Origin of the sequence: Acetobacterium tundrae (assembly GCF_008086615.1) — a bacterium.
Lineage (GTDB): Bacteria > Bacillota > Clostridia > Eubacteriales > Eubacteriaceae > Acetobacterium > Acetobacterium tundrae.
Map to the genome: position 1 here is coordinate 1 of NZ_RXYB01000005.1, position 22309 is coordinate 22309.

At 39.8% G+C, this 22309-nt stretch carries 21 protein-coding genes and 1 pseudogene; 16 read left to right on the forward strand and 6 right to left on the reverse strand.

The window, feature by feature from the left end; all coding sequences use genetic code 11:
• Positions 1-194 precede the first annotated feature (194 nt).
• Positions 195-1559: an amidohydrolase gene (locus FZC40_RS05475; RefSeq protein WP_148602918.1), complete on the reverse strand. Its 1365-nt coding sequence runs from the start codon at positions 1557-1559 to the stop codon at positions 195-197.
• Between the two features lie 184 nt (positions 1560-1743).
• Between FZC40_RS05475 and FZC40_RS05480 the strand changes: the two genes are divergently transcribed.
• Both FZC40_RS05480 and FZC40_RS05485 read left to right on the forward strand, forming a co-directional pair.
• Positions 1744-2931, forward strand: a complete 1188-nt coding sequence (locus FZC40_RS05480; RefSeq protein WP_148602919.1) for an aspartate aminotransferase family protein — start codon at positions 1744-1746, stop codon at positions 2929-2931.
• Positions 2932-3080: 149 nt separating this feature from the next.
• Positions 3081-3506, forward strand: coding sequence for a C-GCAxxG-C-C family protein (locus FZC40_RS05485; RefSeq protein WP_148602920.1), 426 nt, complete (start codon positions 3081-3083; stop codon positions 3504-3506).
• A gap of 61 nt (positions 3507-3567) precedes the next feature.
• On the opposite strand, the gene FZC40_RS05490 is transcribed toward FZC40_RS05485, so the two are convergent.
• On the reverse strand, positions 3568-3864 hold the full coding sequence (locus FZC40_RS05490) for an ArsR/SmtB family transcription factor (protein ID WP_148602921.1): 297 nt from the start codon (positions 3862-3864) through the stop codon (positions 3568-3570).
• A gap of 346 nt (positions 3865-4210) precedes the next feature.
• Positions 4211-4624, reverse strand: a complete 414-nt coding sequence (locus FZC40_RS05495) for an arsenate reductase ArsC (RefSeq protein ID WP_148602922.1) — start codon at positions 4622-4624, stop codon at positions 4211-4213.
• A gap of 381 nt (positions 4625-5005) precedes the next feature.
• On the opposite strand from FZC40_RS05495, the gene FZC40_RS05500 reads away from it, so the two are divergent.
• The 3 genes and pseudogenes from FZC40_RS05500 to FZC40_RS05510 all read left to right on the forward strand — a co-directional run.
• The gene (locus FZC40_RS05500) at positions 5006-5875 is read left to right on the forward strand and encodes a uroporphyrinogen decarboxylase family protein (RefSeq protein WP_148602923.1); all 870 of its coding nucleotides are present in this window, start codon (positions 5006-5008) and stop codon (positions 5873-5875) included.
• A 469-nt stretch (positions 5876-6344) separates the two neighbouring features.
• The gene (locus FZC40_RS05505; RefSeq protein WP_148602924.1) at positions 6345-7061 is read left to right on the forward strand and encodes a gamma-glutamyl-gamma-aminobutyrate hydrolase family protein; all 717 of its coding nucleotides are present in this window, start codon (positions 6345-6347) and stop codon (positions 7059-7061) included.
• A gap of 145 nt (positions 7062-7206) precedes the next feature.
• Positions 7207-7323 (forward strand): annotated as a pseudogene (locus FZC40_RS05510) (ArsA-related P-loop ATPase); the annotation flags it as partial.
• Positions 7324-7382: 59 nt separating this feature from the next.
• On the opposite strand, the gene FZC40_RS05515 reads toward FZC40_RS05510, so the two are convergent.
• The 3 genes from FZC40_RS05515 to FZC40_RS05525 form a co-directional block, all read right to left on the reverse strand.
• The gene (locus tag FZC40_RS05515; RefSeq protein ID WP_148602926.1) at positions 7383-7622 is read right to left on the reverse strand and encodes a hypothetical protein; all 240 of its coding nucleotides are present in this window, start codon (positions 7620-7622) and stop codon (positions 7383-7385) included.
• Between the two features lie 99 nt (positions 7623-7721).
• The gene (locus FZC40_RS05520; RefSeq protein WP_148602927.1) at positions 7722-8261 is read right to left on the reverse strand and encodes a (Fe-S)-binding protein; all 540 of its coding nucleotides are present in this window, start codon (positions 8259-8261) and stop codon (positions 7722-7724) included.
• Positions 8262-9413 (reverse strand): aminotransferase class V-fold PLP-dependent enzyme, encoded by a 1152-nt coding sequence (locus FZC40_RS05525; RefSeq protein ID WP_148602928.1) that lies wholly within the window; start codon positions 9411-9413, stop codon positions 8262-8264. It abuts the gene before it with no gap.
• Positions 9414-9720: 307 nt separating this feature from the next.
• Here FZC40_RS05525 and arsA point away from each other — a divergent pair, with 307 nt between their 5' ends.
• The 11 genes from arsA (at position 9721) to trsS (ending at position 22307) form a co-directional block, all read left to right on the forward strand.
• On the forward strand, positions 9721-11436 hold the full coding sequence (gene arsA, locus FZC40_RS05530; RefSeq protein WP_148602929.1) for an arsenical pump-driving ATPase: 1716 nt from the start codon (positions 9721-9723) through the stop codon (positions 11434-11436).
• 71 nt (positions 11437-11507) lie between these two features.
• On the forward strand, positions 11508-11786 hold the full coding sequence (locus FZC40_RS05535) for a hypothetical protein (protein WP_148566473.1): 279 nt from the start codon (positions 11508-11510) through the stop codon (positions 11784-11786).
• Between the two features lie 89 nt (positions 11787-11875).
• Positions 11876-12241 carry an arsenite efflux transporter metallochaperone ArsD gene (gene arsD, locus FZC40_RS05540; protein ID WP_148602930.1) on the forward strand — a complete coding sequence of 122 codons (366 nt, stop codon included), beginning with the start codon at positions 11876-11878 and terminating at the stop codon, positions 12239-12241.
• A gap of 32 nt (positions 12242-12273) precedes the next feature.
• Entirely contained in the window at positions 12274-12648 is a 375-nt protein-coding gene (locus tag FZC40_RS05545) for an ArsR/SmtB family transcription factor (protein ID WP_148602931.1), read from the forward strand.
• 171 nt (positions 12649-12819) lie between these two features.
• A complete protein-coding gene (locus FZC40_RS05550) occupies positions 12820-13644 on the forward strand; it encodes an XdhC family protein (RefSeq protein WP_148602932.1) in 825 nt (274 codons plus the stop codon).
• A gap of 625 nt (positions 13645-14269) precedes the next feature.
• Positions 14270-16999 carry a molybdopterin-dependent aldehyde oxidoreductase gene (locus tag FZC40_RS05555; protein WP_148602933.1) on the forward strand — a complete coding sequence of 910 codons (2730 nt, stop codon included), beginning with the start codon at positions 14270-14272 and terminating at the stop codon, positions 16997-16999.
• A 222-nt stretch (positions 17000-17221) separates the two neighbouring features.
• Positions 17222-19567, forward strand: a complete 2346-nt coding sequence (locus FZC40_RS05560) for a pyridine nucleotide-disulfide oxidoreductase/dicluster-binding protein (RefSeq protein WP_148602934.1) — start codon at positions 17222-17224, stop codon at positions 19565-19567.
• 1 nt (position 19568) lies between these two features.
• On the forward strand, positions 19569-19775 hold the full coding sequence (locus tag FZC40_RS05565; protein WP_148602935.1) for a DVU_1557 family redox protein: 207 nt from the start codon (positions 19569-19571) through the stop codon (positions 19773-19775).
• 1 nt (position 19776) lies between these two features.
• Positions 19777-20493, forward strand: a complete 717-nt coding sequence (gene trsM, locus FZC40_RS05570) for a DVU_1556 family methyltransferase (protein WP_243135760.1) — start codon at positions 19777-19779, stop codon at positions 20491-20493.
• A gap of 3 nt (positions 20494-20496) precedes the next feature.
• The gene (locus FZC40_RS05575) at positions 20497-20946 is read left to right on the forward strand and encodes a DVU_1555 family C-GCAxxG-C-C protein (RefSeq protein WP_148602937.1); all 450 of its coding nucleotides are present in this window, start codon (positions 20497-20499) and stop codon (positions 20944-20946) included.
• 2 nt (positions 20947-20948) lie between these two features.
• Positions 20949-22307 carry a radical SAM (seleno)protein TrsS gene (trsS, locus tag FZC40_RS05580; protein WP_148602938.1) on the forward strand — a complete coding sequence of 453 codons (1359 nt, stop codon included), beginning with the start codon at positions 20949-20951 and terminating at the stop codon, positions 22305-22307.
• Positions 22308-22309 lie beyond the last annotated feature (2 nt).

Genomic DNA, 22309 nt, shown 5'->3' on the forward strand with positions numbered 1-22309 from the left:
TGGTTAACATAAGGTTTGCCTCCATTTGTTTTCTAATTTTATGATAAACCATGAACCTTGGAATAAGCTTTTTTGATTTCAAAAAACTAAAAAAGGCCAGGTTTCCCTGACCTTTGTCTTCAGTCTGAAACCACCTTGAACCTTTATTTAAAAAGGTTCAAGGTGGTTTTACTTTCAATTAATTTTTTCGCTTCTTAAAATGTTGTCGTTGGAAATCGGTCAGGAAGTTCTATTCCGGCGCGTTTGCGGATGGAGTCAGCTCGTTTTTTGGCTTCTTTTAGAATGGCTTTTTCATCCAATGTTTGAATGATTCGCTTTTTCATCAGCCACTGACCATTGCATAAGGTACTTTCAACGTTTGAAGAATGCATGGAAGTCACAAGATTGGCAATGGGGTCATGAAGAGGTAACATCGAAGCAGAGTCAGGATTGATAATAATCAGATCCGCTTTTTTCCCAGGTTCAAGACTGCCGTAGATTCCTTCATCAAGTAATGCTTGGGCACCATTTTTCGTTGCCATTTCCAAAATCTCTTCGGCTTTCATAACGGTGGGATCCAGCCGCCAGCCCTTGTGGATTAGAGATGTCAGCCAGAGTTCGTCGACCATATCCATGCGGTTGCTGGAAGGCGCGCCATCCGTTCCGATGGAGACACAGATCCCTTCTTTGAGCATTTTGGGAACCTTGGCGAAACCCAATACTCGCATGGCCGCAGCCGGATTATGGGAAACTTTTACCTTCTTCGCTCTAAACAGTTCAACTTCTTCATCGGTGAGCCATACGGTATGAACCGCGAGAAAATTTTTGTCAAGAACACCAAGTTTGTTAAGATGGGTGACGGTTGGTTCGCCATAAACTTCCATAGTATAATCAATTTCGTCTTTGACTTCGGCAACATGCATATGAAGCCCGACATTGTATTTGTCAGCCAGCTCCTTGGATTTAATGATTAAATCATCCGAGTTGTTGAAAATAGTGCGGAGTCCAACCCATATCTGAACTCTGCCATTGGCAGAATTGTGATATTTTCGGATATCTTCTTCCTGTTTGTCCAGTTCTTCCTGGGTACTTCGCTGCCAAATTTCAGGCAGCCCCTCACCACAATCCATTACGGATTTTGCCAGCTTTGCCCGAACTCCGGCTTCGGTTACACCTTTTACCATACCACTGACAAATTGTCCCCCGGGTTCCGCAAAAGAGGTCACTCCGGCCCGGATTTGCTCCAGACAGCATAGTAATGTTGAGATGTAAGAATCTTCTTCAGTCATGCTGCTTTCGTATGGCCAGATACGCTCATGAAGCCAGGTTAGCAAGTTTACATCATCACCGAGGCCTCGGCCAAGCTGTTGGGATGTATGGACATGGGTATTAACAAACCCCGGAAGAACATACTTGCCTTTGGCATTGATGGTTTCGGCGCTCTTTTTTATCAGCTTTTTGTCCACTTTTCCCACCGCAATAATTTTATCGCCGTCAATTAATATACTCCCATTTGTAAACACTTGATTAGTAGCGTTCATTGTGACAATGTAGGCGTTTTTTATCAAAATTTGTCCCATTATTTATCTCCTTAGCTATATACTGAAAACATATAGAAACTATATGAATGCTATTATACACTTTACTTAAAAAATCGTCAATTCTTAAGATTCAACTTTTTAGTATGGTAAATTAATCATAGTTATTGCAATTAAAAAAACTTTGTGATAAAATTGCATATAAATTCTAAGGAAGTGAATATATATGAACAAAACAATCGAAAAGGCTGAGAAATATTTCCTTCATACTTACAATCGATATCCAATGGTATTAGATCATGGAAAAGGCGTTTATCTGTATGATGACAATCAAAAAAGGTATCTTGATTTTGCTGCGGGTATTGGCGTATTTGCACTCGGATATGAAAATACAACTTATAATAATGCATTAAAACAACAGATAGATAAGGTGATCCATACATCTAATTTATTCTATAATAAACCGTCAGCAGATGCAGCAGAGAAGTTTGCGGAAGCTTCAGGAATGGAGAAAGTGTTTTTCACCAATTCAGGGACAGAAGCGATTGAAGGGGCAATTAAACTTGCACGCAAATATTATTATCAAAAAACTGGAAGTGCCGAAGGCGAAATTATTGCAATGAACCATTCTTTCCATGGAAGAAGCATGGGAGCACTGGCGGTCACTGGTCAGCCAAAATATCAGGAGGCCTTTGGTCCGATGATTCCGAACATTAAGTTTGCAGAGTTTAATAATCTGGAAAGTGTTAAAGCCGAAATGAATGAAAATACCTGCGCCATCCTTCTTGAAACAATTCAGGGTGAAGGTGGTTTATACCCAGCAACAGAAGAATTTCTGGAAGGCGTTGAAAAACTCTGTAAAGAACACGATATATTGCTCATGCTCGATGAAATACAATGCGGGATGGGACGTGTTGGCGAGATGTTTGCTTACCAGGCTTATGGCGTCATTCCGGATGTCATCGCTTCGGCAAAAGCAATTGGCGGTGGAATTCCGGTCGGAGCATTTGCGGCAAGAGGGAAGGCGGCAAAGGTACTGGAACCAGGGGACCATGGAACGACATATGGGTTTAATCCCCTGGCAGGTGCCGCGATCAATGTTGTTTTTGATATTTATAAGGAGAGCAACCTCCTGGAGCATGTCAAAGAAGTCAGTGGATATTTGGAAGAAGAATTAAACAGCCTGGTGACAAAATATGCCTGTATCAAGGAGCGTCGCGGAAAAGGATTGATGCAAGGTTTGGAATTTGATCATCCAGTGAACGACTATATTGCAAAGGCACAGGAATTGGGGCTGATTATCATTTCGGCAGGTGCAAATGTGATCCGGTTTCTACCACCATTGGTCATTGAGAAAGAGCATATTGATGAAATGATTGGCATTCTGGAATGCTGCTTGACAGAATCAGTGTGAAAATGGATTGCCAGGTAGCTTTTGCAAGCTTTATTGTCGCTATTATTTTACTTTACAATGCTAAGCAGAAAATGTTATTGTGAGAGGAACTTCCATTAAAATATTGTTGATGAGAGAAATAAAAAAATATATGAGATGAGGAGATAAATATGGATGAAGCAAAAATTCAAGAGTTGAAAAAGAAGGCTGAAGAATTATATGGGAACGGAGATTATCTTTGTTCCGAAGCTGTGTTTGCGGTAGTGAATGAATATCTTGGTCAGCCGCTGCCCCCTGATGCAGTTCGGATTACATCAGGTTTTCCGGTCGGAATTGGTCGATCTGGCTGTACTTGTGGAGCACTCAATGGCGCAATTGCTGCGTTGGGATTAAAGTATGGTCGGACTGGTCCCAAACAGGAAAATGAAAAAATTATGGCTTTAAGCAAAGAGGTTCATGATGAGTTTAAAAAACAATTCGGAAGTACCTGTTGCCGTGTCCTGATTAAAAAATTCGAATTTGGAAGTCCGGAACATCTTGAACATTGTATTATGGTTACCGGTGCCGCCACAGAAATGGTTTTAAAAAAATTATAAAACACCAAAAAGGCTTTTGCAAAATATTGCAAAAGTATTTTTGAACAGATATGCTATGAAACTAAAAATCTAAAGTTTTAAAAAACTCAGTGACAACATTTTCCATGACATTTAGCAGGGTTTCAATCCCCTTTAATTTTACGCCATAATGCATTTCGACTCCAACCTTTTTATTTTCCAGTATTCCAGCCTCTTTAAGAATTTTTAAATGCTGAGAAGTATTTGCCTGACTAAATTCGAAATGCTTGTTGATTTCACATACGCACCGTGGTTCATCCAGTAGAAATTTTACAATTTGCAAACGGATGGGATGACCAAGAGCTTTGAAAATTTTAACCGAAACGTCGTCTGAATTCATATTGAACCTCTTTTATTTGATTTATGCGAAACCAATGAGCCAAATGAATGCTTGTGTTCACTTGGTGTCTGTCCGCGAACGATAGAGAAATACACCGAAAGCATTTCTTATAGCTGTTGATAACATTATAATCAATTCCTTATGGAAAAGCAATCGTGAGTTTCATTCTGTACAAACAAAAGAATAATCACCCCCGTTCTAAAAATATCAATGATATTTTTCCGATCTGTAACGCGATGATATTGACTTTCTAAATTATATCTTTTATTTCCCTGCTGTCAATTCCCGATAATAATAAATTCCTAAATGCAAAGAAAGGCTCCCACTGATGGTTTTATTGGTTTAATCAAAGTTTAAGGTTCATGTTTCTGATCGTTTCAGCCAGTTTTTTCACATTGACTTCAATCTGGTCCAGGATTGACAAGAATTCGGTATCACTTTTCCCACTGGGGTCTTTCAGTCCCCAATCTTCAACATACCGGCTGGGCAGGTAGGGGCAGACCACATTGCATCCCATTTTCACCACGATATCAATGGGTGGGAGATCGGTTAGTAACTTGGAGTGCTGAGTTGCCTCCATATCAATATCATATCGTTGTTTCATCAGCCGCACGGCATCTTGATTGATCTGGGGTTTGGTTTCGCTGCCGGCAGAATAGCTTTCAAAAACATCACCGGCAAATTTTTTACCCAGAGCTTCGGCTATTTGGCTCCGACAGGAATTATGCACACAAATAAAGGCTACTTTTGGTTTGCTCATTTTTTCTTTTCTCCTGAACTATTTAAAAATTATAAAAGGGTGGCTTATAAGGTTTGATTAAAAACCCGAATATTTAAAAAGACTCGGCTATCTGGCTTCTGGCTAAATTGTGGACACTGACAGATAGAACGTTAATTATGTCTTAAAGTCTTACAACAAAGATTTGACTTTAATTTTAACATAATCCCAAAATGCGAACGAGATAAGTTATGTTAATTTTTGAAAATTAGTTTTGACTGAAATATTTTAACATGTTATCATAATAAACATAGCAAACATATAAGAGATAATAAAAATATCGAGATTGTTTCTAGGCTTGTTCAGAATTTTGAGAAAGAAATAATTTGATTTCAATCACTAATGTTTTTGCATGGAGGTTTTATGAAAAAGATACTTGATTTTAACTGTACATTTCTGGACCAGGCAGGCATACCTCCGGAAATATCAACACAACTGGATTTAACATTTCCAGAAGCTTATCAGACCGCTGAAAACATGACAAAAATTGCAGCTTGTATTGAGGAATATAAAAAAAATCCATTCTGCATCTTACCATTTTGTCATACGGTGGAAAGTGAAGCGCTCGGTGGTGAGGTGAACTACGGCAATGGCGTGGTGGGACCGCGTGCTAAATCTTATCGATATGACAAGGCGGAACAGTTGCTGGAATTGCCTGAAATTGATTTTGACCGCGGGCGGATTGCCGAAGTATTGAGAGCCTGCAAAAATTTGCGAGAAGCGAATCATAACGTCATGCTGGAAATCTCAGGACCCTTTAATATCCTCAATGGGCTCATCGATGCTGGAGTGGTGTTAAAGACATTGAGAAAACATCCGGATGTGATGGAACAGGTTTTTAACAAGCTCAGGCACCAATTAGTGAATTATGTAAAAAAGGCGAAGGAAAATAAGGTCAACATCATCGGATATGCGGATTCTTCAGGGGGATTAAACATTCTTGGACCAAAGTTTACAGAATTTGTGGTGGAAGAGTTTACCTATCCTCTTTTTAAAGAAATTGAGGAAATAATCGATGGAAATATGATTGTTCAGATGTGCCCAAAGACAAGTTTGGCTTTAGTTGGTGCTGAGAAAGCAATGTTTAGAGATGTTGAGGTCGAGCCGGGCATTACCTATAATGAAGCCTGTATAGAAATGATCGGCAAAACAAAGTTTGCCGGTCAGATGTGTGTTAAAAATACCGGCTATCAACTGAAAAGCGGTGTTTTTAAAGCAATTGATTTAAAATAATTTTATTTACTTGATTAAAGAAGCAGCAAAAAACGGACTGGAGAGCATCAAATTGTTGGAGGCTCTTCAGTCTGTTTAAATATGATAGTCAATGATTCCGCCACTAACACGTTAAATATTTATTGGTAGCTTGCAAGGAAATAATTATATTGTAAAATGAAGTGGAAGTGATGAGTCAAGAATTACCAGGTTTTATTTGGAGAAGATCGTGACCGGCTCCACGACAGTCAATCGTATTTTGAATTTTTACAATGAAAAGTAGCAGAAGTCGATTCGAAGATTAAAGTCATACCATCGTTGCTGAGGGTATGACTTTTAGTTTTGGTGAACATTATATTTGTGCTTCATCGGTTTTTAGTGATTTATAGAAAGTAACAGTTGACATGCTCATATGAATGGTATATCATATGAATAAAAGGTTATATGATGCATCATTCATAAAAACAAACTGATTATCAGGGGGAAACAAATGAAAAATAAACCGATCATTGGGGTATTGCCTCAATACAATGCAATCGAAAAAAAGATTTATATCGCCCCGCCGTATATGAATAGCATTATTGCAGGTGGCGGGTTACCCGTAGTGCTGCCTTTTGTAAAAAATAAAAAAGATATTAAGACCCTTACAAAAGAATTCGATGGTTTTCTTTTTACTGGGGGACAGGACATCAACCCTAGTTTATATGGTCAACCTTTGTGCAATTGTTCAGATGAAATTTCGCCCAGACGAGATGAACTGGAATTAAATCTTTTTAATGCAATTATAAAAGAAAATAAGCCGATTTTCGGGATCTGCCGGGGAATGCAACTGATCAATGTGGCATTAGGGGGGACTTTAAAGCAGGATATTTTAGGAGTCAAAAAAATAGGGATGACGCTTCAACATTTTCAAAAGACACCCTTTGACATTCCGGTACATGAAATTAATATTGAAAAGAATACATTACTCTATCAAATTTTAGAAAAAGACAAGATATTAGTAAATAGTGTTCATCATCAAGGCATCGGAAATCTGGCAGACGGACTTTTGTCAACAGCCACCAGTGTGGATAATCTTGTTGAGGCGATAGAAATAAAGGATTTAGATTTCGGAATTGCGGTTCAATGGCATCCAGAACAACTTTTGAAAACTGACAGCAATGCCAGAAAATTATTTACCGCTTTTGTTAATGCTGCACAAAAGTGAGGCAGACCAGAAAAGGAGAAACATAAAATGAAAATTACCATTTATTGCGACAATTCAAGCGAAAAAAAAGAAAAGTATTAACAGCCAATGGTGGTGCTGACGTGAATGTTCAGAATTCCAGTGTCGTAGTAACATTGAAAACATTATGTACAAGAATTTTTCACCGGAAAATATTAATTTAACCAAGTATTTGTTTTATACCGGCAAAGGCGGCGTTGGTAAAACAACTATTGCAGCCGCCATTGCGCTGGGTCTTTCAAATTAACTCATTTTTATTTTGAGGTGATCGGACTTTTTTATATTAAAAATAGATTAACTTGATTATTTGGAGGACAGATTGCGTTTTTTTATTTCTTCACTACACTGGGTAATTTGCTTTTTGAGAATTGAAATTTCGGAGTTAAACTCTTCCATCTGTGAAATAATCTTGGCGCTGGACAGATGAATGCCTGATTGATTGGAGGTAAAGCTTTTTTCATTTTCAATATCTGCCAAATCTTCTTTCAAAGCTTCAAGCTTTTTTATAAGTTCTTGATCGTTTAATTCAGAAAAACTTTCCATTGTATATACTCCTTGGTTAATTATAGTAACTGTTGTTAATATTTTAGCACTTTTTTAGTTAAAAAACTATATTTGTTTTGATTTCAGAACCAATCACTATCAGTCTGTCTCATAACCTAAAAGCTGCAGGTGCGATTCCAGACTCAGATAGTTGGGCGAATAATCGTCCTCTTTCAGGAGCGGACACTGGTTTAAGCGAGCGGTTCCCAAAATCATTTTGGACGCAAAAGCCATACAGGAGGCATGTCCACAGGCCTTGCAGCCGATTTTTTTAGGTAAAAGCTTATACAACTGAATGGCACTGGGGCGCTCTCTTGTTTCTTCATTGGGGGTGATGGATTCTTTGCGTTCCCAGGTATCATTAATAAGGTCTTTTAGATGATCAATCATTTCATAACATTGGGCTTCGTTGGTCAATTGGGTACAGGTAAGTCGGTCATCTTTAATATTGATAATATGGCTTTCAATTTTATAGGTGAAGGTATGTGCCTGGGGGATGTAAAGTCCCGTATTGATCTCCGCGTTGAGGTAGGGCATAAGCTCAGCAATGGAGCGACTCATTTTAGCTTTGAATTTAACCCGTCCGCCACCGGTTGTACAGGGCTTGATAAAGATGAGGTTGATCGTTTCAAGATACATTTACTTATTCTCCTTTATGTATGATTGCAGTCCGTTGACGAGAGCATCGATATCCGCGGTTTCATTAAAATACCCGATGCCCACGCGGCATGTCCCGCGCTTTATCGTGCCGATCAGACGGTGCGCACTAGGGGCACAGTGCAGGCCTGAACGGATCATAATATGACATTCCTGATCCAGATAATAGGCAACTTCTTCCGGCAGATGCCCGGCAATATTAAAAGGAATGACGCCGACTGTTTTGGTAGAATCCTGAGGACCGTATAATTCAATATTGGGGATTTCTTTGAGCGCATTTAAAGCGTAAGCGACAAGGAAATCTTCTTTCCGCCGAATATTTCCCAGCCCTTCGGTTTCCAAAAATTCCAAAGCGGCACCGAGACCGATAATCCCGCTGACGTTCAAAGTTCCGGCTTCCAGATGATTGGGATAATAATCGGGCTGGTATTCATAGGCCGAATCCCCACCCGTTCCACCGGATATTAATGGGTGAATATCGGCATCACAATTAACCACCAGTCCACCGGTGCCCATCGGGCCTAAAAGGCTTTTATGTCCGGTGAAAGCCAACAAATCAATCTGTTGGGCCTGGACATCGATGGGGAGAACTCCGGCGGATTGAGCAGCATCAACCAGAAAAAGAATGTTTTTGCTACGTGCCAGTTTACCGATGGCAGCAATGGGTTGAATGGTCCCCAGAACGTTTGAAGCATGGGTAAAAACAATGAGCCGGGTTTCAGGTCTGATGGCCGCGTCAACATCGTCAATTTTGGTTTCGCCCTGAGAATTGGCCGGAACAATTGAAATGGAAATGCCACGGTCTCGTTCCAGGGTTTTAAGGCAGCGCCAGACCGCGTTGTGTTCGAGTGCGCTGGTGACCACATGATCGCCAGATTTTAGAATACCCTGGAGAGCAAGGTTTAAAGATTCGGTAACAGATGAAGTAAAAATGACGGTTTTAGGGTCGGAGTGATTAAAAAGTTTGGCTAAACTTTTTCGTGTTTGATAAACAAGACCATCTGCCAGCATGGCTTTTTCATAGGCGCCTCTTCCAGAGGTGCCACCATTATTTACAATATAATCGTAAATCTTTTCAGGGACAATCGATGGCTTGGGAAAAGTTGTTGCGGCATTATCTAAATAAACATCCATTTTTACTCCTTTATAACAATATAATAATATGCTTGGTGATTGCTTTAATGATAGCTTCCAGAGAAACATTCGTCAACAAAATTAGCGGGTAGATTTTTGTAGAGTTATAATTTGACAGAAGCCGGGTTGGAATATTTCGGCAAACCATTATAACTTGTCAGAGGGCCTGAAGGAGTGATCTTATACAATATTTGGATCTAAAAGATTAGATTAAATAAAAATAATGGTTGACAACTTCACATGAACGATGTATCATATGAATATAAAGTTATATGATGCATCGTTCATATAAGAAAGAAGGACAATCATGTATAAGAATTTTACGCCTGATAATGTCAAATTGACTAAATATTTATTTTACACCGGTAAAGGTGGCGTTGGTAAAACATCGGTAGCTTGTACTACGGCAGTGAGTCTTGCTGATAAAGGTAAAAAGGTATTCTTGGTCAGTACCGATCCGGCATCAAACTTACAAGATGTTTTTGAAACAGAATTAAACGGACAGGGTGTTCCCATTAAAGGGGTGCCCAATCTGGTCGTTGCGAACCTCGATCCCATCGAAGCAGCCGAAGAATATAAGGAATCTGTTGTTGGTCCGTATCGGGGAAAACTTCCAGAGGCAGCGATTGCGAGTATGGAAGAACAGCTTTCAGGTTCCTGTACCGTAGAAATTGCAGCTTTCAATGAATTCTCTCGCTTCATTACAGACGAAACCATGAGTAAAGAGTATGATTATATTATTTTTGATACTGCCCCCACAGGCCACACCTTAAGAATGCTTCAATTGCCGTCAGCCTGGGATAGCTTTATTGATGAAAGTACTCATGGTGCCTCCTGCTTAGGTCAGTTGTCTGGCTTAACCGAACAAAAGAAAATGTATGAAAAGGCAGTTAAAAACTTATCTGATGGAAGAATGACCACTTTGGTTCTGGTTTCCCGTCCGGAAACGTCACCTTTAGCAGAAGCGGCCAGAGCATCTAAAGAATTAAAAGAGATTGGTGTTGAAAACCAGATACTTATTATCAATGGTGTTCTGGAGAACTTTGATAAAACCGATGAAATCGCCACGGCTTTTTATACAAAACAAAAAGAGGCAGTCAAAAAAATACCAAACAGTATGAAGACATTAGATATTTACACGCTTCCTCTTCGTGCTTATAATGTATCGGGGATCAAAAATATTCGTCGCTTTTTTATTGAAGATGATGTAATTGATATTGATGCAGTTAGCCAACTCAAAGAATTGCCGGGCTTGGAAAAATTGGTTGAAGATTTAGCTAAAACAAACAAGAAAGTCATCTTTACCATGGGTAAAGGCGGGGTTGGAAAAACAACGATCGCCGCAGCGATTGCCCTGGGTCTTTCCAAACTAGGTAAAAAAGTTTATCTGACAACGACTGATCCCGCCGGGCATATGAGTGCGGCCACCATGGGTGGAGAAAATATTACGGTAAGTAATATTGATGAAGAAGAAGAACTTCAGAAATATCGTGCCGAGGTCATTGGAAAAGCGAAGGCCAATAATCTGAGTCAGGAAGATATTGACTACATCGAAGAAGATCTGCGTTCACCCTGTACTCAGGAAATTGCAGTATTCAGAGCTTTTGCCGATGCCGTAGAAAAAGCCGAAGATGGGGTTGTCGTAATTGATACCGCCCCCACAGGCCATACGTTATTGCTTCTAAATTCAACCGAGAGCTATGCTAAAGAAATGGAACATTCCAATGCGGATATCCCGGAATCGGTGATGAACCTTTTACCACGGCTTCAAAATCAGGATGAAACAGAAGTGATCATTGTGGCTCTTCCGGAAGCAACGCCGGTATTTGAAGCATTAAGGCTGGAAGAAGATTTGAAAAGAGCCGGAATTATGAACAAATGGTGGGTGATGAATGCCAGTCTGTTAGCAACGGATACGAAAGATCCGTTTTTAAGAGCCCGTGCAGCCAATGAAGAAAAATGGATTAACCTGATAGCAGAAAATACCAAGGGACATTACGTGGTCATTCCCTGGAAAAAATAAGACGTTTAAAGTCTTATACAAAATTAATCACAAAGTAAAAATATGATAAATATGAATGAGGAGAAATCAAAATGATTATTACAGATGAAGCAAAAGTGGTCGTAACAGAAATGTTGGAAAAGAATGGGCATGATTGTCTGCAGGCATCATTGCAGAAGGGATGCTGTGGATCATCACTGTATTTTACGTTTACTAACTTAAAAACAGAAGATAAACCGGTTACGATCAATGGTATTTCTGTTCTGATGAATGAAGACGCTGAGGCTAAAGCCGCCACGGTTACAATGAAAACAAATGATGAAGGTGAATTGCTTATTGAAGATGCCAGTAAATCATCGGGCTGCTGTTAAGTAAAGATTAAATTGAGAATTTTAGATCAGCTTTTTAAAATTCCTGACTAGGATTAAATAATTATGAAAGTTAATCAAAGGAGAACACAATGAATAAGGTAGAAATTTACGATCCAGCGATGTGCTGCTCATCAGGAGTATGTGGACCCGGTGTCGATCCAGAGCTATTACGAGTAGCGACGATAATAAATGTATTAGAAGGTGAAGGAAAAAAAATTCTAAGACATGGTTTGTCAGAAGAACCGATGGCCTTTGTAACCAGTAAGATAGTGAATGACTTGATTGTTAACGAAGGGGTTGAAGTGCTTCCAGTTACAGTTGTAGATGGGGAAGTCAAGAAAAAGAAAGCTTATCCTTCAAATACCGAATTAGCGAAATGGTCAGGAATGACAGAGGAAGAAATAGTCAAATTGACGGTTAAGGCTCAAATAGCAACAGTCATTGGTAAAGAATGATATTGATTTTATGATAAAGGAGTGGGGAATACATGACAGCTGTTGAAATATTTAAGATCTTGTCCGATACGAATCGACTGAGAATTCTTAATCTTCTTTATGAGAAAGAATTGTGCGTTTGTGAATTGGAATATCTGTTGGGCGTTTCCCAGTCAAACTTATCGAAGCACTTAAGATTAATGAGTGATGTGGGATTCTTGGAAAGCCGGCGGGAAAACAAGTTTGTTTATTATCGAATTAAAGATGAAGTTTTAGAAGAACACGCGTTTTTAAAAAGTATTTTTGAAATCGAGCTAAAAAAGGAAGACTATTTAATCGAAGAACTAGACAAACTTAATAGCTATAAAAAAAGTGCGATAACCTGCCAAAATATTACAGCCTTGATTTGTGAAAAGGTAATAAGCTAATCACAGTCTTGTCTGTAGGTGGCAGTTGTTAATTTAATATAATGAAGAAGACAATGAAGGACGTTCACAAATTAGCTGTTAAGTCAGATTGTGATCGTCTTTTTTTGCTAAAAATGAATGTTGAATAGTTCGAAATATAATTTCAAAGTAATATTTAGGAGATGCAGAGATATGGAAATTTTAGAAGAACAGTTGAAGGCAAAGAAGGCGGGAATACCTTATGCGCTGCTTACAGTAACCGAAACAGAAGGCACCTCGCCCTGTAAAGTTGGTAAAAAGATGTTATTGCTCAAAGATGGCACCACTTTTGGTACGGTAGGCGGCGGCGAGTTTGAACGACAGGCGATTGAAGAGGCTAAACAGGCAATAAATGATCGAAAGAGCTTTTATAAACGATATACGCATATACCGACTTATGAAGAAACCGGCCTGGGGTGTACATTTAATGCGAGTTTATTTGTGGAAGTAGTCAACCCCAGATTGGCGCTTGTGATCTGCAATGGCGGACATGTCGGCAATGCGGTGCTGCATTTTGCAAAACTGCTTCAATTTGAGACAATCCTGATTGATACGCGTTCACCGGATCTGATACAAGACAAGATAGAACTGGCGGATCGTTTTATTTCATGTGAGATCTTTGAAACGGGTATATTAGAGGCCGATATTCCTGATGGAGCCTATTACATATGCTGTGCATCAACGCACACCCAGGATAAATCAGCACTCAAGGGTGCCCTTCAAAAGAATTTTGAATATGTAGGGATGCTTGGCAGTACGAAAAAAACGGTAGAAATGTATAAACAACTCGAGGAGGAGGGAATCAACAGAGCTTTGCTGGAACAAGTCCACACCCCGGTTGGGCTGGACATCGGCAACTCATCTCCTGAGGAGGTCGCTTTTTCTATCTTGGCAGAAATACTAATGATAAAAAATGGCGGTACCGGAAAGCCCTGCAAGGAACGCAGATGTAAACCAATACCGAATAAGAAGTTCTAAAAATGCACAATATTTATCCGTGAGAAGATGCTTTAAAAGAATAAATGATTAAAAAATGAACATATGCTCTATATATGAACGATTAAAGATATCGATATTGATCAAAATATAAGCAAGTAAACGTTTCTTTACTTATAATAATCCCTTAAATCAAGGCTTTCTAAAGTTGGCACAGTTATTGCTATAATAAAACGCAGAGTGTCACATTATTTAGAATAATTGAGACTGAGTAGGAAAGCTTTAAGAATCACTAGTTTTATCAACTCACATTGTACTACTTTCCATTAGCAATGAAAAGTTGATGAAATAAAAAATCTTTGTGCGAAAAATGAAATTCATAGGTAATTTCGTTTAACAGAAGAAATGTAGGGTAATAACTGTAGATAATGTATCTTATGATGGCTGAAATGAATTTGGAAAGCCATTATTAAAAATATTCATTCAAAGGATCACTAAACTGCGTTATTATAAACATCGAATTGTTGAGGATTTGATGCTTCCTGGATTGATCGTTCGCAAAAAGTTAAACCTAAAAACATTTTCAAAATTATAAATTTGAAAAGGGGTAACTTTTAAGCTTCCATATAGAGGTTGATAGTATTCATTATTTTAAGGAGGTTTTAACATGGAAAAGAAAACATTGTTTATTAATGGTATTCAGAGGATTGTTATTGATGATCCTAAAACAACCTTAGCAGAAGTTTTGAGAAGACAGCAAGGTTTAACAGGAACAAAAGTTGGTTGCGGTAAAGGTGAATGTGGAGCCTGTTCTGTAATCCTAGATGGTAAGGTGGTTCGATCCTGTATAACAAAAATGAAAAGAGTTCAGGATGAAGCTAAAATTACGACCATTGAAGGGGTAGGAACCCAAGATGATCTGCATCCATTACAACTGTCTTGGATGATTCACGGAGCCGCACAATGTGGATTCTGTACACCTGGTTTTATCATTTCGGCAAAAGTTTTGCTGGAAGAAAATGCTAATCCAACCCGACAGGAAGTAAGAGACTGGTTCCAAAAACATCGTAATCTTTGTCGTTGTACCGGTTATATTCCGATCATAAATGCCGTTATGGATGCGGCTCGTTTAATGCGTGGAGAAATTAAAAAAGAAGATTTATGGTTCCAGTTAAAAGAAGGCGATTCGATACTGGGTACGGACTTCATACGACCAACAGCTGTTGCAAAAGTAACCGGAAACTGGGAGTTTGGTGCTGATTTAGGACTGAAATTGCCGGCCGGCTCATTACACATTAAACTGGTTCAGGCAACCGTTTCTCATGCGAATATTATTTCCATTGATACTTCAGAAGCTGAAAAAATGCCAGGAGTTGTCAGAGTATTAACCTATAAAGATGTCCCGGGAACTAACCGGATTAATGGTTTGGCTTTCCCACAAAATCTTGGAGATGGTCTGGAACGTCCGATTTTATGTGATAAAAAAGTATTCCAGTTTGGAGATGCAATCGCCATGGTATTGGCCGATACACCTGAACAGGCTGAAGCAGCAACAAAATTTGTAAAAGTGGAATTGGAAGAATTACTGCCTTACATGAGCGCTCCAGCCGCCATGGCAGATGACGCCATTGAAATTCATCCGGGAACACCAAATATTTATTTTAAAACCAATATTGTCAAAGGCGAAGACACAAAACCATTGATGGAAAGTCTGCCAAATGTCATTGAAGGCGACTTCTATGTCGGAAGACAACCGCATTTGCCATTAGAACCAGATGTTGCTTTTGCCTATATGGATGAAGATGATAATTTGATGGTTCATTCCAAGAGTATTGCCCTTCACTTCCATCATTTAATGACGGCTGAAGGAATCGGCGTTGATCCTGAAAAATATTTTATCGCGCAAAATCCAACCGGCGGTACTTTCGGATATAAATTCAGCCCGACGATTGAAGGTTTGATTGGTGTTGCTACCTATGTTACAAAACGTCCTTGTTACCTGGAATTCAATATGTTCCAACAGATTACCTATACTGGGAAACGCTCACCATTCTTTATGAATGTAAAAATGGGTGCAGATAAAAATGGTATCCTTCAAGCTTTGGAAGAAGATACTTCAGTCGATCATGGCCCATATTGTGAATTCGGGGATTTGGTAACCACCCGTGCACCACAGTTTATCAGTGCCGGTTACAATGTTCCAAATATTCGCGGAGAAGCCCGAACAGTTGCTACCAACCATGCCTGGGGCTCAGCCTTCAGAGGTTACGGTTCACCGCAAAGTTTATTTGCATCAGAAACCCTGATCGATATGTTAGCAGTGCAGATGGGTGAAGATCCATTGGAATTGCGCTACAAGAATGTATATCGAGAAGGTGACACCACACCAAACGGTTGCGCACCGGATGTTATTGTATTGCCACAGGCTCTTGATACAATGAGACCACTTTATAAGGAAGCCAAAGTAACTGCTGCTGAAAAAAATAAAACCGGCGGCGATGTTAAATATGGAGTGGGTATTTCACTAAATATTTATAGTTGTGGTCTTGATGGCCCGGATTCTTCGGAAATATGGATTGAATTGACACCAGAAGGTGTTACTGTTGGAAACTCTTGGGAAGATCATGGTCAGGGAGCTGACATGGGATCACTTGCGATTGCATATGAAACCTTGCGACCCGTCGGATTCGAAACAAAACAGATCAAACTTGTTATGAATAACATGAAATTTACACCAAACAGCGGACCATCAGGCGGCAGTCGAAATAATACAATAACCGGAAATGCCATCAAAGTTGGCTGTGAAATGTTATTGGCAGCTATGAAAAAAGCAGACGGAACTTACAGAACCTATGATGAAATGGTTGCAGATAAGTTACCGCTTCATTATGACGCTAAATGGACGGCACCTTGTACCGCTCCTGATGTTGAAACAAGTCAGGGAAATCCTTTCCCATGTTATATGTATGGGGTTCTGTTATCAGAAGTTGCCGTTGATACAACAACCGGAAAAACTCAGGTTGAAAAATTGACAATGGTTGCTGATGTTGGTACAATTATTAACAAATTGGTGGTTGATGGGCAGTTGTGGGGTGGTTTGACTCAGGGTATCGGCTTAGCATTAAGCGAAGACTTTGAAGATCTGAAAAAGAACACGACTTTAACCGGTTGTGGAATCCCTCAAATTAAAGATGTTCCTGATGAAATCAATCTGATTTATCAAGAAACACCTCGTCCGCTCGGACCATTCGGTGCTACTGGCTCTGGAGAGATGCCTTTATCCGGACCTCATGCATCAATCTGTAATGCGATTTTCAATGCTTGCGGCGTACGTATTACACATTTGCCGGCTTATCCTGAAAAAGTATTGGCAGGTTTAAAAGCTTTACAAAAGTAGTCTGAACATTATTACAAAGGGGCTGTTGCAAACTCGAAAAACCGATTAAAGGTTTCTGCTAAAATCGGTTAATTGTCCGAACTTGCCAATGATCCACCATGCATAGAGGCGAATACCCAACGGGTATCCGCACTCATGTCTGGTGGAAATACTGGCTGGATGCGGTCAATTTAAACGGAGTTTTGCAATAGCTCTATTTTAAATTAGAAGGGTAGCAAAAAAATGGATTTAGACAAGCTATTAGAAACGGGGGATCGCTGTATTTTTAGGGAACCTCCAACTTGTACGGCCAATTGTCCTGTTCATCTGGAAATAATAGAATTTATTTCCGAAATTGAGAAAGGCGATTTTCAAAAAGCCTATAAGCTTATGGAAAAGAAGATCCCTTTTCACAGAATCATCGGTCAAATTTGCGATCATCCCTGTGAATCATTTTGCGTAAGAAGCGCGGCGGGTGGGGCGATCAGTATTTCGGAGCTGGAAAAAGCGGTTCTGGAATATGGCGCAGCCAAACCTAAAAAAATATGGCCGGTTCCCAAAAAAAAGGGAAAAGTTGCCGTAATCGGTGCCGGATTAAGCGGCTTGACAGTTGCTGTGGATCTCGATAAAAAAGGTTATGAAATCGTTCTTTACGAAAAAACAGATCGTTTGGGTGGCCGACTATGGGATCATATTGGAGAATCACTCAAGGAAGAGAATTTATCAGAAGAGCTTAAACTAGTAAAAGATAAGGGAATCAGCATCCAATTCAATCAAGAGCTGGATAAAAACCGCTTGATGGATTTGCTGTTGGAATATGATGCCGTTTATCTGGGCTCCGGTGGCTGGGATGAACAGCTGGAATTTAATCCAAAAACCTTTCAGGTGGACGAACTCAACCTTTTTATCGGCGGTAAAATTGTGACTCGGAATGACTCGGTTATATTTTCGGCAAGTTCAGGAAGACGGGCGGCTCTTTCGATCGAGCGCTATCTGTCAAAAGTATCGCTGACCGATTCCAGAGAGCGTGAGGGCATTTTTGAAACACCGCTTAAACAGGATGTAAGTGAAACAGAAGTTATCATAAAAATTGAAAAACAGTCATCTATATACAGTAAAGAAGAAGCGATACAAGAAGCGAAACGCTGTATAAAGTGTCAGTGTCGAAAATGTATGGATGGCTGCAATCATTTGAGAAAATTTGACATATCACCCTATGCTTATGTGCGGCAAATCAATCACAATGAGCGGATAATCTTAGGAACTCATTATGCCAACAAGATGATCAATTCCTGTACCGAGTGTGGATTGTGTAAAGAGGAGTGCTTTTTAGACATTAGCATGAAAGACGTTATCCAGGATACGAGAGAAAGCATGGTGGAAAGAAATAAAATGCCGGTAAGCGCACATGATTTTGCTTTGAAAGACATGGCGTTTTCAAACAGCTCACGGTTTTCATTAGTACGCAAACAACCCAGTAAAGAGCAATCCAAAGACCTGTTCTATTATCCGCTTATTTCCTTTTCCGACTATGTGAAAGGTCTGTATCATGGGACCGGAAAAACCGAATATCTCTTTTATCCCGGTTGCCAGTTGCCGGCATCCTATCCGGATGATGTCAAGAGTATTTACGAGTATCTGGTCGGACATGTTAAAGGCGATGTGGGTATTTATTTGGGCTGTTGCGGGGCTCCGGCAGATTGGGCAGGACGTCAGGATTTGATGGGCGAAAACATTGAAGCGATCAAAAAAGTCTGGGAAGAGATGGAACGACCAACCTTTATTCTGGCATGCTCCAGCTGCATCCGGGTTTTCGAGAAATATTTGCCAGAAATAAAAGTTCAGTCATTATGGGATATTTATGCGGAGAAGGGTTTGCCAAATAAAGATCAGATTAAGATCCCGCAAACATTAAGTATTCATGATGCCTGCGGTACCAGGGAAAACAGCGACCTCCATGAGAGTGTGCGAAAAATTGCATCAAAATTGGGCTATAACATTGAAGAATTGAAATACAGCCGGGAAAGAACAAAATGCTGTGGCTATGGCGGCCTTGTCTACTACGCCAATCGGGAACAATCGGATGGTTTTGTAGCGGAACGAATTCAAGAAAGCCCCCATGATATTTTGGTATACTGCACAATGTGCAAGGATTTATTCGTTTCCGGCGGAAAAAGAACCTTTCATTTGATCGATCTGATTTATCCAAAAGACAATGAGGATGGCGCTGTTAAAAAAATGCCAACTCTTTCAGAGCGCCATCAGAACCGAAGTCGGGTTAAACGGTCGTTGCTGAAGGAAGTTTGGAATGAAGAGGTGGATGAACCGGCACAAGACGATTATCAGCTGGTGATACCTGAATCTGTCCGTCAGAATATGGAAGACCGTTATATTTTAATGGAAGATATTCAGGCAGTCGTTAAAAATGCCCAAGAGAGCAGAAAACGTTTTTTTAATCCTGAAAGCGGGGACTATTTAGCAAGCTTGAAAAGAGAACATGTCACTTTTTGGGTGCAGTATGCTCAGGAAGATGATAAAGTTTTAATTAGAAATGTCTATAGTCATCGCATGGAAATAGTGGAGGAATAAAATGTATCAAGAAAAAAAAGATTATCAATCCTGGATATGTGATAAATGCCAGAAGGAATTGGAATTGACGAAAGTGAAAGTCCACTATTTGGAAGGAGAATTCGAAGTGGAGCTGCTGAATTGTCCGACCTGTCATCAAGTATTTATCAATGAGTCCCTCGCTTTGGGCAAAATGGCAGAAGTTGAACAGGGACTGGAGGATAAATAAATTGTCGGGAAATTGTGCTTACGAAAGTCCTGCAATGGCTTGTCTTTTGGGTGCAACTCTGCGACCAGGTGGTTTTGATTTAACCCAAAAAGGAATTGAATTTTGTCAGTGGACTGAAGCAGACTCTCTGTTGGATTTAGGATGCGGTCAAGGGGCAACCGTGGGATATTTGGATAAAAATCATGGATTGAAAGCGGTGGGAATTGATCCGTCCAAGATGCTATTAAAAATAGCACAGGAAAATAACCCGGATGGAGAATTTTATATCGGCAGAGGGGAAGCCCTTCCTTTTGAAAATGCTTCTTTTCAAGGCGTGTTGTCAGAATGCACCCTTTCATTAATGGACAATGTGAAACTGACATTACAGGAAGTACATCGGGTTCTTAAAAAAGATGGATACTTTTTTATCACCGATGTCTATGCCAGAAACCCGGAGTTCCTTGATTTATTAGCACCCTACGAATTTGAAAGCTGCATGCGCGGGCTGTATGATATCAGGAAACTGGAGATTAATGTTGAAAGTAACGGTTTCGAAGTCATGCTATTGGAAGATCATAGCGACTTAATGAAACAGCTTCTGGTGAAAACGATATTTGAGAATGGTTCAATGAAGGCGTTTTGGAAGAAAACAACGGGTTCTTGTGCATCGGATTTTCAGGAACAGTTAAAAAGGTGTAAACCGGGTTATTTTATGATGATCGCAAGAAAGGTGGAATAAAACATGAATGAAGGAGCTTTTGAACTTTTTAAACTTGTTTCGGATGGTTTTTGTTGTAGTCAGATCATGCTGAAATTGGCGCTGGATATGGAAGAAAGCGACAATGAAGATCTGATTCGGGTAATGGGTGGACTTTGTGATGGCATTGGCGGCAGTCAGAAAGAATGTGGGGTTCTCACCGGTGGAATTGGCATTATTGGTTTATATGCCGGAAAAGGTAAAGCCAAAGAATGGACAAAAGAAGATTACGGCAACATGGTGAAAGAATATATGGAGTGGTTCGAGGCGACGTATAACAGCACGGAATGTGTTGATATTATTGGAGTTTATCAATTTTCAGATGAAAACAACCGGAGTTATCCGGTAAAATGCGGGGATATCATCCTGGAAAGCTTCGGAAAAATTCAGGAAATTTTACAGGAACATGGTTATGAACTGGGAAGTCGGGAATAAGGATGAGACATGTCATTTCGAAAACCCAGAGTCTTTGTCCGGTTTGCTTGAAAAAGATTCCGGCCTTAAAATGGAATAAAAACAATGAGACCTATATGGAAAAATCGTGCCCCGAGCATGGCCGATTTAAAACCCTGATTTGGCGCGGCAGCATTCCAATGGAGAATTGGGTGCGAAATAAGAAACGGACCACAATAAAAAATCCCAATACGACTGTTGATAAAGGCTGCCCCTATGACTGCGGTTTGTGTGAGGACCATCGCCAGCATACCTGCACGGCTCTTATCGAAGTAACTCAGAACTGTAATTTAAAATGTTCGTTTTGCTTTGCCAATGCTGAGGGTAATTGGCAGAAAGATCTCTCGCTGGAAACCATTGATTCCATGTATAAAAGTGTGATGAAGACATCTGGAAAGTGCAATATTCAACTTTCCGGAGGCGAACCAACCTTAAGAGATGATCTGCCGGAGATCATCAAAATGGGGCATGAAATCGGCTTTCCGTTTATTCAGGTGAATACCAACGGAATTCGTTTGGGTGAAGATGAAAATTATGTTAAACTATTAAAAGAGGCTGGGATGGATTCTGTTTTCCTGCAATTTGATGGAACGAATAATCAAATTTTCGAGAAATTAAGAGGAAAACCTTTGTTTGAAATAAAAATAAAAGCATTGGAAAATTGCCAAAAATATGGAATCGGCGTGGTACTGGTGCCAACTCTGGTATCTGGCATCAATGACCAGGATATCGGAAATATCATAAATTTTGGACTAAAATGGATTCCCACAGTAAAGGGCGTGCATTTTCAGCCGGTAAGTTATTTTGGACGAATACCCGATTTTCCTGAAAATGAAAAAAGAATAACGCTCGGAGAAGTCATGGACAGGATCGAAGAACAAACTGATAGTAAGTTTAAAGTGCAAGACTTCAATCCGCCGGGGTGTGAAAATGCTCTTTGTTCATTTCACGGGAATTATATTTATCAAAAAAATAATGAGCTGATGACTTTAAAAAGAAATGTTTCCTGCTGTGGCACTGAAAAGGCTGAAGAGGGTGCCAGAAAAACAAAAGCCTATGTATCCCGAAAATGGGCTGGTCATCAAAAGGCGGAGGAAATAAAGGCAGAAAAGAGTGACGTAGTTGATGTCATCGATCACGGATTTGATGAAATATTAGACCGCATCAATCGTTATTCCTTTAGTATTTCGGCCATGGTATTTCAGGATGCATGGAACCTTGATTTGGAAAGAGTCAAAGACTGCTGTATCCATGTTGTCAATACCAGGGGACAATTAATCCCATTTTGCATGTACAACCTGACAAATAAAGAAGGAAAATCATTATATCGATTGGATCAATGAGG